Source organism: Priestia megaterium, assembly GCF_046599315.1.
GTDB classification, from domain to species: domain Bacteria; phylum Bacillota; class Bacilli; order Bacillales; family Bacillaceae_H; genus Priestia; species Priestia megaterium_F.
Genome location: NZ_JBKIKC010000001.1, coordinates 1024909 through 1042731, shown reverse-complemented (window position 1 = coordinate 1042731; position 17823 = coordinate 1024909). Strand labels below are relative to the sequence as shown.

Here is a 17823-nt window from a genome sequence, read left to right as displayed (position 1 = left end):
TAGGTGCTAGAAAAAGAGGAATGTTGCCATAGCGTCTTATAACAAACGTTTCACTTTACAAACAGAGAGGACATGGTAGGAATGGATTTACGAGAACTACTAACACATTTACATGATTTTGTTCAGCTGCCTGAACAGAATATTGATATTACATCAATTGAAATGGATTCAAGAGAAGTTAAGCCTGGAGCACTGTTTATTTGTATAGATGGCTATACGGTTGATGGTCATAGCTTTGCACAGATGGCTGTGGAAAAAGGTGCAGTAGCAATCTTAGCAGAAAAGCCTGTTGATGTAGAAGTTCCTGTTGTACGCGTGAAGAGTACAAAGCGAGCAATGGCAGTGCTAGCGGATGCTTTCTACAATCAGCCCACACAAAAAATGCATTTAATTGGTGTAACAGGAACAAATGGAAAAACAACGATTACGCATTTAATTGAGCATATCTTTAAATCACAACATAAAAAGACAGGTCTAATTGGAACGATTGAAATTCGTATCGGTGATACGTCGTACGATGTGAAAAACACAACTCCTGAATCGCTGACGCTTCAAAAAACATTTAATCAAATGGTGGAAGAGAATGTGGAAGTAGCGATGATGGAAGTATCATCTCACGCGCTTGACTTAGGGCGCGTACACGGGTGTGATTTTGACGTAGCGGTATTTAGTAACTTAACGCAAGATCACCTAGACTATCATCATACAATGGAAGATTATCGTCGCGCGAAAGGGTTGCTATTTGCACAACTAGGAAATGCTTATAATCATAATCGTCCTAAATTTGCTGTTCTTAATGCCGATGATGCGGCAACTGAGGAATACATTAAGAATACGGCCGCTACAGTGATTACCTATGGTATTGACCGTGAAAGTGATATCCGTGCAACAAATATTCAAATTACAAACAGCGGTACAACGTTCGACTTGACAACACCAATGGAAACGGTTCGCGTAGAAATGAAGCTTATTGGCAAATTCAGCGTCTATAATGTATTAGCCGCTACGGCTGCATGTTTAGTATCAGGTATCCCTCTGTCAGTTATTGTCGAGGAAATAAAAGTGCTAGAAGGCGTATCTGGTCGTTTTGAAGTGGTTGATGCGGAGCAAGATTTTACGGTTATCGTTGATTATGCCCACACGCCGGACAGCTTAGAGAATGTGTTAAAAACTGTAAAAGAATTCGCAAAACGCAATATATATGTTATTGTTGGTTGTGGCGGAGATCGAGATCGTACAAAACGACCAATCATGGCTCGGATTGCAGCTGAGTACAGTTCACAAGCTATTTTGACATCTGATAATCCACGAAGTGAAGATCCATTAGCTATTTTGAAAGATATGGAAGAAGGCTTGGAGACAGATAACTATGTGACAATTGCTGATCGTGCAGAAGCTATTCGCTATGCAGTCGAAGCAGCGCATCCTGATGATGTTATTGTCATTGCTGGAAAAGGGCACGAGACTTATCAAATTATTGGTAAAAAAGTATTTGATTTTGACGATCGAGAAGTAGCACGCAAAATGATTGAGGAGCGAAAGTAGTAATGAAATGGATAGAGAAAAAAATGAGTCGGAATGAGTTGGAAGTTAAGGAGGGAACATCGTGCTAGAACAATCAATTCTATTGACAATCGGCGTAGCCTTTTTGATTACGGTTGTCTTGTCGCCGATTTTTATTCCCTTCTTAAGAAGATTAAAGTTTGGTCAAAGTATTCGTGATGAAGGCCCGAAATCTCACCAGAAAAAATCAGGTACTCCTACAATGGGCGGTATCATGATTTTATTATCTGTTATTGTGGCAACTCTTATTATGGTCAATCAATATGCAGAACTTACATATAAGACGTTTCTATTATTATTTGTCACAATTGGATTTGGTTTATTAGGATTTTTAGATGATTTTATAAAAGTAGTGTTAAAGCGTAACCTCGGATTAACATCTAAACAAAAGTTTTTAGGGCAGGTTGTCATTTCAATTATTTTTTACTTTATTGCAAGACAGTTTGAGTTTTCAACTGAAGTGACGATTCCAGGAATTAAAGACCCAATCGATTTAGGTTGGTTTTATATTGTTTTCCTTATCATCTGGCTTGTTGGTTTTTCAAATGCAGTCAACTTAACGGATGGATTAGACGGACTTGTATCTGGTACAAGTGCGATTGCTTTTGGTGCATTTGCAGTTCTTGCTTGGAATGCAGAGCAGTTTGAACTATCTATTTTCTCAGTTGCTGTAGTGGGAGCTGTGTTAGGATTTTTAGTTTTTAATGCTCATCCTGCAAAAGTATTTATGGGAGATACGGGTTCATTAGCGCTAGGGGGAGCTATCGCTACGGTGGCTATCTTAATGAAAATGGAATTCTTGCTTGTGATTATCGGCGGTGTATTTGTTATTGAAACACTATCGGTTATCATTCAAGTCGCATCTTTCAAAACAACAGGAAAACGTGTGTTTAAAATGAGCCCGCTTCATCATCATTACGAGCTAAGCGGCTGGTCGGAATGGCGCGTAGTTATGACTTTTTGGGCTGTAGGACTATTATTTGCAATGCTTGGAATTTATATTGAGGTGTGGATTTAAATGAAATCAGTCAATACGTATCAAGGTAAACAAGTACTTATTCTAGGATTAGCCAAGAGCGGTTTAGCAGCCGCTCAGCTAGTTAAACAGCTTGGTGCTAAAGTAGTCGTTAATGATCAAAAACCGTATGAAGAAAACGTAGCAGCACAGGAATTAGAAAAAACGGGCATTGAAGTTGTCTGTGGACATCATCCGCTTGAGCTTTTAGATAGAGCGGATGTTATTGTAAAAAACCCTGGAATTCCGTATTCAAATGTTTTATTACAAGAAGCATTAAAACGCAATATTCCAATTTTAACAGAAGTAGAATTAGCTTATGAGATTAGTGAAGCGCCTTTTATCGGAATTACGGGAAGCAATGGGAAGACAACAACAACAACGCTAATTTATAAAATGCTAGAAGAAGATCAAAAGCAGCCGTTGATTGCTGGAAATATTGGAACAGTAGCTTGTGAAGTAGCGCAAAAAGCAACAAAGGACAATGTAATTGTAACGGAGCTTTCTTCTTTTCAACTGATGGGAATTGAAAAATTCCGTCCGAAAATCTCTCTATTATTGAACTTATTTGATGCTCATTTAGACTATCACGGCACAAAAGAGGAATATATCAAAGCAAAAGCAAATCTCTTTAACAATCAAACAAGTGAAGACTTTGCCGTTATTAATGCGGATGATGAGCTAGTGATGAAAGCTAGTGCAGATATTAAAGCCACAAAAGTACCTTTTTCTGTTACAGCTCAAACGACAGAAGGAGCGTATATTAAAAACGAAACGATTTTCTTTAAAGATGAAGAAGTGATGTCGTTAAAAGATGTGGTGCTACCAGGCAAACATAATCAGGAGAACATTTTAGCAGCTGTATCAGTTGTGAAGCTGTACGGCTGTTCAAATGAAGCTATTTACCGTGTGCTTACAACGTTTGCTGGTGTTAAACACCGCGTTCAGTATGTGACGACGATCAACAAACGAAAGTTTTATAATGACTCTAAAGCCACGAATATGCTTGCTACAAAAGTAGCTCTTTCTGCTTTTTCGCAGCCGACGATTCTACTTGCAGGTGGACTCGATCGCGGCAATGAGTTTGATGATTTAAAAGAAGAGTTTAAAAATGTGAAAGCTGTTATTACGTTTGGTGAAACGGCTCCTAAAATTGAACGTGTAGCAAAGGAAGCGGGAATACAAATTGTAAAACGTGTCGATAATGTTAAACAAGCAGTTTTAGAAGCATATGCTTGTTCAGATGAAGAAGATGTTATTTTATTATCTCCTGCTTGTGCAAGCTGGGATCAATTTAAAACTTTTGAAGAACGTGGTGACATCTTTATTGAATCTGTGCATAAACTGAAATAAGGGCTTGTCTAAACACCTAGAAAATACACTAGCCCTAATCTATTTCTTAGAGGTGTGTGACAGTGTCGACAAAAAGGTCTAACCCAGATTTTTTTCTCATAATCGTTACGCTTTCCTTACTAACCATCGGCCTTATCATGGTATACAGTGCAAGTGCGGTATGGGCTACATACAAGTTTGATGATTCTTTTTTCTTTGCTAAACGCCAGCTCTTGTTTGCAGGGCTTGGAGTATGCGCTATGTTTGTCATCATGAATATTGATTATTGGATGTGGCGTACGTGGGCGAAGCCAATTGTGATCGTTTGCTTTGTTATGCTGATACTTGTATTGATTCCGGGAGTAGGGCTAGTACGGAATGGGTCGCAAAGTTGGATAGGAGTTGGAGCGTTTTCGATTCAGCCTTCAGAATTTATGAAGTTTGCTATGATTATATTTTTAGCGAAATATTTATCGGAAAACCAGAAGAAAATTACTTCCTTTAGAAAAGGAATGTTACCGGCGTTACTGTTGGTTTTCTTACCGTTTGGCATTATTATGATGCAGCCCGATCTAGGAACGGGAACGGTGCTTGTTGGAACTTGTTTAGTTATGATTTTTGTATCAGGAGCAAAAGTAAGTCACTTTGCAGGCCTGGGGTTACTTGGTGTTGCCGGTTTTGTAGGGCTCGTTTTATCGGCTCCTTATCGGATTAAACGTATTACGTCATTTTTAAATCCTTGGGAAGATCCGCTTGGAAGCGGATTTCAAATCATTCAATCACTTTATGCAATTGGGCCTGGGGGATTGCTTGGATTAGGGTTAGGGCAAAGTAGACAAAAGTTCTTTTATCTTCCGGAGCCTCAAACTGATTTTATTTTTGCCATTCTAGCAGAAGAGCTCGGGTTTATCGGTGGAACACTTGTTCTTCTTTTGTTTAGCTTATTGCTTTGGAGAGGAATTAAAGTAGCGCTCGGAGCACCTGATCTTTACGGAACGTTTTTAGCCTTGGGAATTATTTCAATGGTGGCCATCCAAGTCATGATTAATATAGGAGTAGTAACAGGTCTTATGCCTGTTACGGGAATTACGCTCCCATTTTTAAGTTATGGAGGGTCATCGCTGACGCTCATGCTGGCAGCAGTTGGAGTTTTGTTAAATGTTAGTAGATATTCTCGCTATTAATTGAAAAAAAATGTATAATGTCAAGTAGGCAATGGTCTACTGAAGTAAACCGTCATCTTAAATCCAAGTGCACGCCGGATTTTGTTGGCGGTTTATTTTCGATTTTTTACAGGTATATGATATTTTTGTATGAAATGTTTTTAAAATGTAATGTTGTGATAACCAATTTTGAGTCCAACTATGGTATGATGTGTAAGGTTAAATATTTTATTTTAGCGATTAGGTGAACCTATGTGCACTTATGAGCGTAGCGTTTTTTTTATAACTGTCAGCATGTGTTTAACTTCTAAATGAAAAACGATAAAAAACAATCAAAAATTACTTTATATAGCAGATGAACGTACATTCTATGGGTGAATGTCATACGATAAATAAAAATGATGAAATTGACAACAGAATAGAGTGCCTTCGTAGAAAATAGGTATCTTACAAGGTGCTTCTGCTTAGTTATGAATCTGTTCTTATTATTCTTATGCATTTTAGAAGTAAGAGCGCATTGACATGAAAGTTTTATAACAGCAAAGAGGGTTTTAGGAGGTTCTTATGGAAGCGTTAGTAAAAGAGTTAGTCGAAGCGAATATTGGAAAGGTTCGTGAAAATGAACCGCTAGCAAAACATACAACAATGAAAATTGGTGGTCCAGCAGATGTGCTTGTAGAACCTGATTCTGTTGATCACTTAAAAGTTACAATGGATATTATCAAAAAACACGGCGTAAAATGGAGAGCGATTGGTAGAGGGTCTAATCTTCTTGTTTCTGATAAAGGAATCGAAGGTGTGGTCATTAAGCTCGGAGCCGGATTAGATGATTTAACAGTAGATGGAGAGACGGTTACTGTAGGCGGGGGATACCCTAGTATCAAACTTGCAACAGTTATTACAAAACAAGGTCTGTCTGGATTGGAGTTTTCAAGCGGAATTCCTGGATCTGTGGGAGGCGCTGTCTATATGAATGCAGGTGCTCATGGCTCTGATATGTCTCACGTAGTTGAAAAAGCGCTGATTTTATTTGAAGATGGCACTCTTGAGTGGCTGACAAATGAAGAGCTTCAATTTTCTTATCGTCATTCAATTTTACAAAAAGATCGTCCTGGAGTATGTGTAGAAGTTATCCTGCGTTTGAAAAAGGGAACGAAAGATGATATTGTGGCGGTCATGCAAAAAAATAAAGACTATCGCCGCGAAACACAGCCTTGGAATTTCCCTTGTGCAGGAAGTATTTTTAGAAATCCGCTTCCTAATTATGCAGGAGACTTAATTGAAAAATCTAACTTAAAAGGTTACTCAGTGGGCGGTGCGCAAATTAGTGAGCAGCATGCGAACTTCATTGTTAATACAGGAGATGCAACGGCTTCAGACGTGCTGAAGTTAATTGCTCACGTCAAGAAAACAATTAAAGAGAAATTCGATATTGATATTCATACAGAAGTTGAGATTATCGGTCGCTAATTACTCAGCCCGTCGCTGTATGGTTATGCGTGAAAAGGTAGCTTTTATGTGTTTATTCTATGCTATAATGGGGATATTCTCATGAAGCAAAGATTGGAAATAAATAGATGGTAATTCCTCGTTTATTTTCTCAAATGGATAAGGGTGAAAAAAATGGAAAAAGGTAAGTTAATTGTTTTAGAAGATCGGGTACCGAAGCTGCAAGAACAGCGAAAGCAAAAAGCAAATAGACGGCTTATTTTGTATTTATCACTCTTTTTCATCCTTATTTTATTTATTGTGTATTCTCAATCTTCTCTGAGCAATGTTTCTAACATTGAAGTACAAGGGAATAAACATGTAAGTGATAAGGATATTATTGAGGCGAGTGGTCTGTCCAAAAAAACCAGCTACTGGAAAGCTGATGCTGATCGAATTCAAGAAAAAGTCGAGAAAAACCCTGAGGTAAAGGAAGCTGTTGTTCACAAAACATTTCCTAATAAAGTCGTAATCGACGTAAAGGAGTATGCAAGAATTGCATATGTAACCTCGGGGAATAAATATTTCCCTGTGAATGAAAATGGAAAAGTTTTAAAAGAAGTAAGCGCTAAGAAAGTGTCATCTGACGCTCCGCTGCTAATTGACTGGAAAGACGGAGACGCTATACAAAGTATGGTTCAAGAATTAGCTAAAACGCCGAAAAGTATAAAAGGAGCTATTTCTGAGATTTACTATGCGCCGACCAAGTCAGAACCTCTTCACATTGAGGTATTTATGAACGATACGCGTGAAGTAAGCGGGAAAATTAGCAACTTCTCTGATAAAATTGTTCATTACCCAGCTATTGCTAGTAAATTGAGTGATGATCAAAAAGGTATTATTGATTTAGAAGAAGGATACGCATTTAAACCTTATAAAAAAAGCAAGCAGTAATTATTTTTTATAAGTGTTAATTAAAGGAAATGGATGAGTTGAGACTGGCAAACTAGCCCTTGTACATTGTATAATCACATGCAAGTATTCTGCATACATATGATTTTCTTCTCCGGTGCTGTGAAATGGAAATGTAATATTTGTTCTAGGTAAGTTTCGCTTTTCTCAGTGTACATCTTAGTGTAGACTTGTAGTTAAATAGCTTTTTTTCAGTGGATTTTAGGCTTAATTCTAAAAAAAAGCCAAAACCAGAACGTTTTGTTCTTTGAAAGAGATAAAGTCTGTGAAAAACTTGAAAAAAATTGATTTTACAAAAGGGAAACAGATGTATTTGTTGAATATTTTCATATAATAAAAAATTAATATTGTTGTTCTTCTTAATTTATTAAGATGACATGTGCAGAAAGAAAAAGGAGGTGCCAAAGAATGAACAGCAATGAAATATACGTTAGTTTAGACATCGGTACATCCAGTGTGAAAGTGATCATCGGAGAGATGAGTAGTGATTCATTGAATATCATTGGTGTAGGGAATGTTAAATCACACGGACTAAAAAAAGGTTCTATCGTTGATATAGATGCAACAGTTCAATCTATTAGAAAAGCAGTAGAACAGGCTGAACGGATGGTAGGCATTACAATTAAAAAGGTTGTAGTGGGCATAAGCGGAAATCATGTATTTTTACAGGATTGTCACGGAGTAGTAGCCGTATCGAGCGAAAATCGTGAAATTACAAATGAAGATATTCATCGAGTAATTGATGCTGCTCAAGTCATGTCTATCCCGCCAGATCGTGAAATCATTGATGTTATTCCAAAGCAATTTATTGTAGATGGCTTAGAAGGTATTAACGATCCTAGAGGTATGATTGGGGTACGTTTGGAAATGGAAGGCACAATTATAACAGGATCTAGAACGGTTTTACATAACTTATTACGCTGTGTAGAAAGAGCTGGTTTAGAAATCAGTGATATTTGTTTACAACCTCTAGCCGCTGGTTCAATTGCATTATCTCGGGATGAAAAAAACTTAGGTGTCGCACTGGTAGATATCGGTGGAGGTTCAACAACTGTTGCGATCTTTGACCAAGGACATTTGAAAGTAACAAATGTACTAGCTGTTGGTGGTGAGCACATTACCAAGGATTTATCGATTGGCCTTCGCACCTCGACTGAAGATGCGGAAAATATTAAGATAAAGCATGGACATGCTTTCTACGATCATGCTTCTGAAGAAGAAGTATTTAGTGTGCCAATCATTGGAAGCGACCAGCATCAGCAGTTTAATCAGCTCGAAATCTCAGATATTATTGAAGCTAGATTAGAAGAGATTTTAGATATGATTACGCAAGAGGTAAATCGCCTAGGGTACAAAGATATTCCAGGAGGATTTGTTTTAACAGGCGGAGTAGTAGCGATGCCTGGTATTCTTGAGCTAGCTCAAGTAATTTTAAAGAATAACGTGCGCATAGCAGTTCCTGATTATATCGGAGTACGTGAGCCGCATTATACAACAGGCGTAGGATTAATAAAATTTGCATACAAAAATGCTAAAATACAAGGCCGGGAAATTGGAGCGCCAGTTGTGGAAGAAGAGCCGATTGAGCAAGAAATGATCAAGCCTAGCCCGAAACCACAGCAGCCGCAACAATCAGCTGAGCAGCCGAAAAAGAAAAATGACCAAAATTTAATGAAGAAGTTTTTTGGATACTTCTTTGATTAACGTTACGGATTGGTAATTTCGAAGAATTAGGAGGAACTATCATGTTGGAGTTTGATACAAGTGTAGACCAATTAGCGACGATTAAAGTAATCGGTGTCGGAGGCGGCGGTAACAACGCGGTTAACCGAATGATTGAACATGGCGTCCAAGGTGTAGAGTTTATTGCAGTTAATACAGATGCGCAAGCATTAAATTTATCAAAAGCTGAAACAAAAATGCAAATCGGCGCTAAATTGACAAGAGGATTAGGTGCAGGTGCTAATCCAGAAGTTGGTAAAAAAGCGGCTGAAGAAAGTAAAGAACAAATCCAAGAAGCACTAAAAGGTGCAGATATGGTTTTCGTAACAGCTGGAATGGGCGGAGGAACTGGAACTGGTGCAGCTCCAGTCATTGCCCAAATTGCTCGTGAACTAGGAGCATTGACGGTGGGCGTTGTTACTCGTCCGTTTACGTTTGAAGGCCGTAAGCGTTCTACTCAAGCGGCAGGCGGTATTGCTTCAATGAAAGAAGCAGTGGATACGCTGATTGTTATTCCAAATGATCGCTTATTAGAAATCGTTGATAAAAACACGCCAATGCTAGAAGCGTTCCGTGAAGCGGATAACGTATTACGACAAGGTGTGCAAGGTATTTCAGATTTAATTGCTGTTCCTGGATTAATTAACTTAGACTTCGCTGACGTGAAAACAATTATGTCTAATAAAGGATCAGCACTTATGGGTATCGGTATTGCCACTGGTGAAAACCGCGCTGCTGAAGCGGCTAAAAAGGCTATTTCAAGTCCACTTCTTGAAACATCTATCGATGGAGCTCAAGGTGTACTAATGAACATTACAGGCGGTACAAACCTAAGCCTTTACGAAGTACAAGAAGCTGCAGATATCGTTGCTTCGGCTTCTGACCAAGAAGTGAACATGATCTTTGGATCTGTTATTAACGAAAACCTAAAAGACGAAATTGTTGTTACGGTTATTGCAACTGGCTTCAGTGATCAAGATTTATCACAGCCAAAACCAGGCCGTCCTTCCTTATCGGCGAATCGTATGCAGCAATCGACGCAGCAACCTGCTCCGCAGCCGAAGCGTGAAGTAAAGCGCGAAGAGCCTGTACAACAAGAATATACGCGTCCATCACAGCCACAGTCTGAAGATGCGCTAGATATTCCAACATTCTTACGAAATCGTAATCGCAGACGCTAATAGAATAAAAAGCTAAGACCTCTGTTTTATACAGAGGTCTTTTTTTTATACAGTGAATCTAGAAAACTCAAAAACAATACAAAAACATTCGACATGATCAATATGATGTCTTCAAAGGGTTTATGTTTTCTTTCTAAAAGTGGTGTGACAAATATCGAATGATTTCCTCAAAAATACTGCTTGTTTCTCGGCATGAACTGACAGACTTTCTAATAGGATGTACTATATACTAATTTTTAACAGAAAAATTCAGAAAGAATGGAGAGGTTATAAACATTGCCAATCTATTTAGATTTAATATGGATGCTGAATTTTGGGTTAGATACAATTTTGCTGATGTTATGTGCAGTTGTGCTTAAACGGAATTACAAGTGGTGGCGGCTTTTGCTTGGCGGCTTTATCGGTTCATTAATTGTCCTGCTTATGTTTACACCTTTTTCTCATCTTATGGTTCACCCTGCTATTAAAATTCTATTCTCTTTTTTTATGGTATTGGTGACGTTTGGTTATAAACGACTGCGCTTTTTCTTTGAGAATTTATTAACGTTTTATTTTGCCACCTTTGTTGTTGGTGGAGGGCTAATGGGCGTTCACTTTTTATTTCAAGATCAGTTTCTTGTTCTTAATCAAATGGTTGATACGAAGTCTCCACAGTTTGGTGATCCTATTAGTTGGATATTTGTTCTTATTGGATTTCCGCTATTATCTTATTTTTCAAAGGCACGAGTTGATGATTTGCGAATGAAAAATATTACATTTGATCAGCTGGTAGATGTAGAAGTTATTTTAAACGGCCAGACGCTGTCGATGAAGGGGCTTATTGATAGCGGAAACCAGCTTGTAGATCCGCTAACCAAAACCCCGGTTATGATTGTGACAGCGGATTCTTTAAAAGAAATATTGCCTGAAGGCTTAATGGAATTAAGTAAAAATATCCAATCCTTTTCACACAGCGAAGATATTGATCAAGACTGGTATTCAAAAGTCCGCTTTGTCCCTTATCGAAGCGTGGGCCAAGCTAATCAGCTGCTGCTTGCTCTAAAGCCAGACATGGTAAGGATGGTGCATCAGTCCAACACGATTGAAGTCACTAAAGTATTAGTAGGTATTAGTCATACAACGCTTTCGGTGGAGAAGCAATATGAATGTATTGTTCATCCGAAGCTTGTTGTTATTGGAGAAGTAAGTTCCGCATCGTAAAAGATGTGAACAAATAAAGGAGGATACAAGATGGCTACATATCGAATTCGGTTTCAATTATGGTGGTACAAATTATTAATTAAACTTAAACTAAAAACAGATGAAGTGTACTATATAGGAGGAAGTGAGGCTCTTCCACCACCTCTTACAAAAGATGAAGAGGAAGTGCTCCTGAAAAAACTTCCATCAGGGGATGAGGCAGCACGTTCACTGTTGATTGAGCGTAATTTACGTCTTGTTGTTTATATTGCACGTAAGTTTGAGAATACAGGAATCAATATTGAGGATTTAATTAGCATCGGAACCATCGGTTTAATTAAAGCAGTAAACACGTTTAACCCTGAAAAGAAAATTAAGCTAGCGACGTACGCCTCTCGCTGTATTGAAAATGAAATTTTAATGTATTTGCGCCGCAACAACAAAATTCGATCTGAAGTTTCATTTGATGAGCCGTTAAATATTGATTGGGATGGAAATGAACTGTTACTATCTGACGTGATGGGAACCGAAGAAGATATCATCACGAAAGATCTGGAAGCGAATGTAGATCGAAAACTTTTGTTGAAAGCATTGCATCAATTAAATGATCGTGAAAAGCAAATTATGGAGCTGCGCTTTGGGCTAGCCGGCGGAGAAGAAAAAACGCAAAAAGATGTCGCTGATATGTTAGGCATTTCTCAGTCCTATATTTCAAGGCTCGAAAAACGAATTATTAAACGGCTGCGAAAAGAATTTAATAAAATGGTTTAAGTAAAAAAGCTGATTGCATAAGGGCTGGGAAGTATCTTATGCAATCAGCTTTTTTAGCGTAGAATTGTCAGAATTGTAAAAGTGCATATTTTTTCCTTCGGAGGAGATACTGAATTCAGAACATCATCTCCTGTTAGGAGGGAAAGAGTTGACAAGAAATAAAGTAGAAATTTGTGGAGTAGATACTTCGAAACTTCCCGTATTAAAAAATGAAGAAATGCGCAAGTTGTTTAAACAAATGCAGGCTGGAGATGGAACAGCGAGAGAAAAGCTAGTAAGCGGAAATTTACGTCTCGTACTCAGCGTGATTCAACGTTTTAACAATCGTGGAGAATTTGTTGATGACTTATTTCAAGTTGGGTGTATTGGATTAATGAAATCCATTGACAATTTTGATTTAAGTCAAAACGTGAAGTTTTCTACATATGCTGTCCCAATGATTATAGGGGAAATTCGCCGCTATTTACGTGACAATAATCCAATCCGTGTTTCTCGTTCCCTTCGTGATATTGCTTATAAAGCTCTTCAAGTTCGTGAAAGGCTTATGAGTGAAACATCCAAGGAACCTACAGCTGAAGAAATTTCAAAAGTCCTAGAAGTGCCGCATGAAGAAATTGTGTTTGCTTTAGATGCCATCCAAGATCCGGTTTCTCTATTTGAACCTATTTACAATGACGGTGGAGACCCAATCTATGTCATGGATCAGCTAAGCGATGAACGCAACCGTGATTCAACTTGGATTGAAGAAATTGCTTTGCAAGAAGGTATGAGAAGATTGAACGAGCGAGAAAAACTAATTTTACGAAAGCGCTTCTTTCAAGGTAAAACACAGATGGAAGTTGCTGAAGAAATTGGTATTTCTCAAGCGCAGGTTTCTCGTTTAGAAAAAGCTGCTATTAAACAGATGAATAAAAATATTCAAAGTTAACAAAAGCTATCTAACAAAGGCAGCTGCTCGCGTTCATACAATTAATACCATTCACTTTATTTGATGTTCAACTTAATAAGCATCGTGTCTATAAAAAAAGACGCGGTGCTTATTTTGTGTGTATCACTGTATAGCCAATGACCCAAAAATGTTTCTATCAGATTTTCTATTGCTTTGAGGGCTTCTAGCTACGAGTTGAGAATGTCCCTTGAAGAAAAAATGTAATTGGTAACAAAATGCCTATAGAAGGAGAATGGCAGAGAAAAAATAAGCTTTTCCTTCATGAAATGAAAATTTGAAAATATATATAGGCTAAGGAGTGAAGTTGGCTATAGGAGGAGAGAGCATGTTAAAGATTTCAGAATTTCAGCTAAAAGATGTAGTGAATGTAGCTGATGGCAAAAAACTTGGAAATGTAGGGGATATTGATATTGACTTAACAACGGGAAAAATACAGGCCGTCATTATCGGAGGCTCTCGTGTATTAGGCTTCTTTGGAAAAGATGATGAAATTGTGATTCCATGGAAAAATATTGTGAAAATTGGTTCTGATGTCATTTTAGTACGTTATAAAGACGCATTTCAGCCTGAAGAGAATTAGTTTTTTTGTCAACAGTACCTAGTAATCTGTGGTACAATATGTGAGAACAAATGAAACAAGGGATGTGTCACATACATGAATCCTGAGCCATTAAAAAAAAGCCATCACGAGTCGTTTATGTGGCTGAGTCCTTGGGTAGAAAAGAATGATATGCTTGTTGCTGGTTTTACCACAAAAAATGGTGGCGTGAGTAAGCCTCCATTTGCTTCTTTTAACCTAGGGCTTCACGTAAACGATAACGTAGAAGATGTTATTACAAATAGAAAAATTTTAGCAGCCGAACTAGACATGTCTTTTGAAAGCTTTGTATGTGCGGAACAAGTACATGAAGCAACTGTTCAAAAAATAACGAAAGCCGACTGTGCAAAAGGACTCTACAAGTATGAAGAGGGCATAGAAGCAACGGATGGCATTTATACAAATGAATCTGATATTTTGTTAGCTTTATGCTATGCAGATTGTGTTCCGCTGTACTTCTATGCGCCTGATCACCATTTAGTTGGTCTTGCTCATGCTGGGTGGAAGGGCACAGTGAAAAATATCGCAGGGAATATGATTCGACGTTGGGTAGAGCAAGAAAATGTTCCGGTTGAAGATATTTATGTGGCGATTGGTCCTTCGATTGAAGATTGCTGTTATGTTGTCGATAACCGCGTCATTACACAAGTAAACGAAGTAGTTGGCCACAATGGATATCAGGAAGTAAGTCCCGGTCAATACGCGCTTAATTTAAAAAAAGTCAATAAGCTGCTGATTCAAAACGCAGGCGTATTGCCGGAACGGATTTTAACATCGTCGTATTGTACAAGCTGTGAAGATCACCTGTTCTTTTCACATCGCCGCGACCAAAGGAAAACAGGACGCATGTTTAACTTCATAGGCTTTAAGGAGGAGTAATTACATAGTGAAAGCTAGCGTAAGTGAAAATCTAGAAGCAGTTCAACAAACAATTGCTGAAGCGTGTAAAAAAGTTAATCGAAATCGAGAAGATGTAGAGCTGATTGCTGTAACAAAATACGTTTCTACAAAACGAGCAGAGGAAGCAGTGAATGCAGGCGTTTTACATCTAGGAGAAAACAGGGATGAAGGTCTTCTAAAAAAGTATGAATCAATCGGTGAGAAAGCGACCTGGCATTTTATCGGGAGTTTACAAACAAGAAAAGTGAAAAATGTGATTGATAAAGTTGACTATATTCATTCACTAGACCGATTATCTTTAGCAAAAGAAATTGATAAACGTGCAGGCCAGCGTATAAAATGTTTTGTACAAGTTAATGTTGCCGAAGAACAATCCAAGCATGGCCTTGCTGTAGAAGACGTAATTCCATTCATTCAATCCCTTGAAGAATTTACAAATATCCAAGTGGTTGGATTAATGACCATGGCTCCTCACACAGATGATGAGTCCACGCTTCGAAGCTGTTTTCAAGGTCTAAAGAAACTGCAGAATCGGATACAAGAACTAAACCTCCCATATGCACCGTGTGTAGAGCTATCAATGGGAATGTCAAACGATTATGCAATTGCAATTGAAGAAGGAGCAACATTCATTCGACTAGGAACCACGTTAGTTGGGAATGAACGTTAAGGAGGTGTAATTCAAGATGAGTATGAAAAATCGCTTTAGAAGTTTTTTTGCTCTTGATGACGATACTGAATATGTAGAAGAACAATACGAACAAGAAGAGTCGGTAGAAGAGCCTGTACAGCAGTCGAGACCAGTGAAAGCTAGTCAGCAGCCAAGTCAGCAGCAAAACGTGATTAGCTTACAAAGCGTTCAAAAGTCATCAAAAATGATGCTTTGTGAACCTCGCGTCTATGCCGAAGCACAAGAAATTACGGATCATTTAAAGAATCGTAAAGTCGTAGTTGTTAATTTACAGCGCATTCAACGAGATCAAGCAGTAAGAATTGTCGACTTTTTAAGTGGTACAGTTTATGCTTTAGGCGGGGACATTCAAAAAATTGGAACCGACATCTTTTTATGTACACCTGATAATGTAGACGTAAGCGGAAGCATTTCAGATATGATGGGAGAACATGATACAACAAACGTAAAGAGGTGGTAGTTTTTGGACATCGTTTTTGGTATTCTCGCACAATTAATTGGGCTTTACTCATGGGCATTAATTATTTACATTTTGATGTCTTGGGTACCCGATGTAAGAGCATCTAAGTTTGGTCAGCTGCTTGGCAGTATTTGTGAGCCTTACTTAGAGCCCTTTCGTAAAATCATTCCGCCTATCGGCATGATTGATATTTCACCTCTTGTCGCAATCTTTGTACTACGATTTGCAGAAAGAGGTGTACTGTCACTTAATAATGTGGTGGGGTTTATTTAAAAAAGGAATCGCTGGATTCCTTTTTTACATACCAATGGTAGGAGTAATAATATGTCTGTTTATGAACATTTTAGGCAAGAGGAACACGGGTTTATTGACCAAGTTCTTCAGTGGAAAGAAGATGTCCTACATCAATACAGCCCAAAGCTAACTGACTTTTTAGATCCAAGAGAGCAGCAAATTGTGACGGCTATTGTCGGGACTGAAGGAGAGGTTCAAGTTTCATTTGATGGTGGACAACCGTTTGCTGAACGCAAGCGTGCGCTGCTTTATCCGGATTACTATGTGCCTGAAAGCGGGGACTTTCAGTTACATATGTACGAGCTGAATTATCCTAAAAAGTTTGTGACGATTGAACATCCTCATGTTCTTGGTTCGGCGATGTCCTTAGGGCTGCGCCGCTCAAAATTTGGCGATATCTTGGTAGCGGGAGACAGTATTCAGCTTGTAGCTGCGGAGGAAATCTCTTCTTATATTGAGATGAATCTAACATCAATTGGAAAAGCAAAAGTTTCGCTTTCGTCCATTCAAAGAGAGCATCTGCATGAGGTAAAAGAAGAGCTGATTGAACACGTTTATACAGTTTCTTCAATGAGGCTTGATGTTTTGCTGTCCACCATTCACAATCTATCAAGACAAAAAATTCAGCCGTTTATTGTAAACGGAGCGGTAAAAGTAAATTTTAAAGTCATCGAACAGCCTTCTTTCGAATGTCATGAAGGTGATATTTTGTCGCTTCGTGGTCATGGCAGAAGTCGCATCGTTTCACTTGAAGGCAAAACCAAAAAAGAAAGATGGCGAATCGTTGTAGGAAAGCAGAAATAAAGAGATTTACTAGCAGGAAATTTTAAAAATATGTCGAATAAACCATTACTAATGATGTAATGAGACAACACGGAGGTGGCCTAGATGCCTTTAACCCCTTTGGATATTCATAACAAAGAGTTTAATCGCGGATTTCGCGGATATGATGAAGATGAAGTAAATGAGTTTCTTGACCAAGTAATTAAAGATTATGAGTTGGTAATGCGTGATAAAAAAGAGTTAGAAGGAAGAGTATCTGAATTAACAGAACGTCTCGGACATTTTACTAACATCGAAGAAACGTTAAATAAATCAATTTTAATTGCTCAAGAAGCAGCGGAAGATGTAAAGCGCAACGCTGAAAAAGAAGCGAAGCTCATTATAAAAGAAGCAGAAAAAAATGCGGACCGTATTATTAATGAAGCACTATCTAAGTCTCGTAAAATTGCGATGGACATTGAGGAGACAAAAAAGCAGTCTAAAGTATTTAGAACTCGTTTCAAAATGTTAATCGAAGCACAGCTTGAAATGTTAAACAGCGACGATTGGGATCAGTTGATGGATTACGAAATGCCAGCGCTAGAAGAAAAAATCGACTAGTCAAGACATCATCTTGACTTCTCACGTTTTGTTGTCATATAATTTGGTAACAGATGAAATTTCATATCAAACAGTACGGAGACAGGGACAGTAGCTTTTTTAGTTTGTCAAAGCGAATCGAGGATGGTGCGAGCTCGATATCAAACAAAAGAGTGAAAATCACCCTAGAGTACCATTGCTGAACTGATGATAGTAAGCAGTGGCGGTTTATTCACGTTACGA

At 38.2% G+C, this 17823-nt stretch carries 18 protein-coding genes and 1 other annotated feature (1 of these 19 only partly in view); all 18 genes read left to right on the top strand.

Annotation, left to right across the window (positions count from 1 at the left end; genetic code table 11):
- The first annotated feature begins 81 nt into the window (after window positions 1-81).
- The 18 genes from ACLHDF_RS05690 (at window position 82) to ACLHDF_RS05605 (ending at window position 17601) form a co-directional block, all read left to right on the top strand.
- Entirely contained in the window at window positions 82-1545 is a 1464-nt protein-coding gene (locus ACLHDF_RS05690) for a UDP-N-acetylmuramoyl-L-alanyl-D-glutamate--2,6-diaminopimelate ligase (RefSeq protein ID WP_413917979.1), read from the top strand.
- Between the two features lie 61 nt (window positions 1546-1606).
- Window positions 1607-2581, top strand: coding sequence for a phospho-N-acetylmuramoyl-pentapeptide-transferase (gene mraY, locus ACLHDF_RS05685; protein ID WP_413917978.1), 975 nt, complete (start codon window positions 1607-1609; stop codon window positions 2579-2581).
- Window positions 2582-3931 (top strand): UDP-N-acetylmuramoyl-L-alanine--D-glutamate ligase, encoded by a 1350-nt coding sequence (gene murD / locus ACLHDF_RS05680; RefSeq protein ID WP_413917977.1) that lies wholly within the window; start codon window positions 2582-2584, stop codon window positions 3929-3931.
- A gap of 62 nt (window positions 3932-3993) precedes the next feature.
- Entirely contained in the window at window positions 3994-5094 is a 1101-nt protein-coding gene (gene spoVE, locus ACLHDF_RS05675; protein WP_413917976.1) for a stage V sporulation protein E, read from the top strand.
- A gap of 543 nt (window positions 5095-5637) precedes the next feature.
- A complete protein-coding gene (gene murB / locus ACLHDF_RS05670) occupies window positions 5638-6543 on the top strand; it encodes a UDP-N-acetylmuramate dehydrogenase (RefSeq protein ID WP_413917975.1) in 906 nt (301 codons plus the stop codon).
- Window positions 6544-6696: 153 nt separating this feature from the next.
- On the top strand, window positions 6697-7455 hold the full coding sequence (locus ACLHDF_RS05665; RefSeq protein WP_413917974.1) for a cell division protein FtsQ/DivIB: 759 nt from the start codon (window positions 6697-6699) through the stop codon (window positions 7453-7455).
- A 426-nt stretch (window positions 7456-7881) separates the two neighbouring features.
- A complete protein-coding gene (gene ftsA, locus ACLHDF_RS05660; RefSeq protein WP_413917973.1) occupies window positions 7882-9177 on the top strand; it encodes a cell division protein FtsA in 1296 nt (431 codons plus the stop codon).
- A gap of 41 nt (window positions 9178-9218) precedes the next feature.
- Window positions 9219-10376 (top strand): cell division protein FtsZ, encoded by a 1158-nt coding sequence (gene ftsZ, locus ACLHDF_RS05655; RefSeq protein WP_013058955.1) that lies wholly within the window; start codon window positions 9219-9221, stop codon window positions 10374-10376.
- 276 nt (window positions 10377-10652) lie between these two features.
- Complete coding sequence (spoIIGA, locus tag ACLHDF_RS05650) at window positions 10653-11576, top strand: sigma-E processing peptidase SpoIIGA (RefSeq protein WP_413917972.1); 924 nt, start codon at window positions 10653-10655, stop codon at window positions 11574-11576.
- 30 nt (window positions 11577-11606) lie between these two features.
- The gene (gene sigE, locus ACLHDF_RS05645) at window positions 11607-12326 is read left to right on the top strand and encodes an RNA polymerase sporulation sigma factor SigE (protein ID WP_013058953.1); all 720 of its coding nucleotides are present in this window, start codon (window positions 11607-11609) and stop codon (window positions 12324-12326) included.
- Between the two features lie 148 nt (window positions 12327-12474).
- The gene (sigG, locus tag ACLHDF_RS05640) at window positions 12475-13254 is read left to right on the top strand and encodes an RNA polymerase sporulation sigma factor SigG (RefSeq protein ID WP_013058952.1); all 780 of its coding nucleotides are present in this window, start codon (window positions 12475-12477) and stop codon (window positions 13252-13254) included.
- Window positions 13255-13600: 346 nt separating this feature from the next.
- A complete protein-coding gene (locus ACLHDF_RS05635) occupies window positions 13601-13855 on the top strand; it encodes a YlmC/YmxH family sporulation protein (RefSeq protein ID WP_013058951.1) in 255 nt (84 codons plus the stop codon).
- A 75-nt stretch (window positions 13856-13930) separates the two neighbouring features.
- Window positions 13931-14752 (top strand): peptidoglycan editing factor PgeF, encoded by an 822-nt coding sequence (pgeF, locus tag ACLHDF_RS05630; RefSeq protein ID WP_413917971.1) that lies wholly within the window; start codon window positions 13931-13933, stop codon window positions 14750-14752.
- A gap of 7 nt (window positions 14753-14759) precedes the next feature.
- Window positions 14760-15443 carry a YggS family pyridoxal phosphate-dependent enzyme gene (locus ACLHDF_RS05625; RefSeq protein WP_413917970.1) on the top strand — a complete coding sequence of 228 codons (684 nt, stop codon included), beginning with the start codon at window positions 14760-14762 and terminating at the stop codon, window positions 15441-15443.
- A 16-nt stretch (window positions 15444-15459) separates the two neighbouring features.
- Entirely contained in the window at window positions 15460-15924 is a 465-nt protein-coding gene (gene sepF, locus ACLHDF_RS05620) for a cell division protein SepF (RefSeq protein ID WP_413917969.1), read from the top strand.
- Window positions 15925-15927: 3 nt separating this feature from the next.
- Window positions 15928-16197 (top strand): YggT family protein, encoded by a 270-nt coding sequence (locus ACLHDF_RS05615; RefSeq protein ID WP_413917968.1) that lies wholly within the window; start codon window positions 15928-15930, stop codon window positions 16195-16197.
- Between the two features lie 51 nt (window positions 16198-16248).
- Window positions 16249-17022 carry an RNA-binding protein gene (locus ACLHDF_RS05610; RefSeq protein ID WP_413917967.1) on the top strand — a complete coding sequence of 258 codons (774 nt, stop codon included), beginning with the start codon at window positions 16249-16251 and terminating at the stop codon, window positions 17020-17022.
- A gap of 84 nt (window positions 17023-17106) precedes the next feature.
- The gene (locus tag ACLHDF_RS05605; protein WP_413917966.1) at window positions 17107-17601 is read left to right on the top strand and encodes a DivIVA domain-containing protein; all 495 of its coding nucleotides are present in this window, start codon (window positions 17107-17109) and stop codon (window positions 17599-17601) included.
- Window positions 17602-17670: 69 nt separating this feature from the next.
- Window positions 17671-17823 (top strand) — a binding site (T-box leader); it runs 68 nt beyond the window's last position.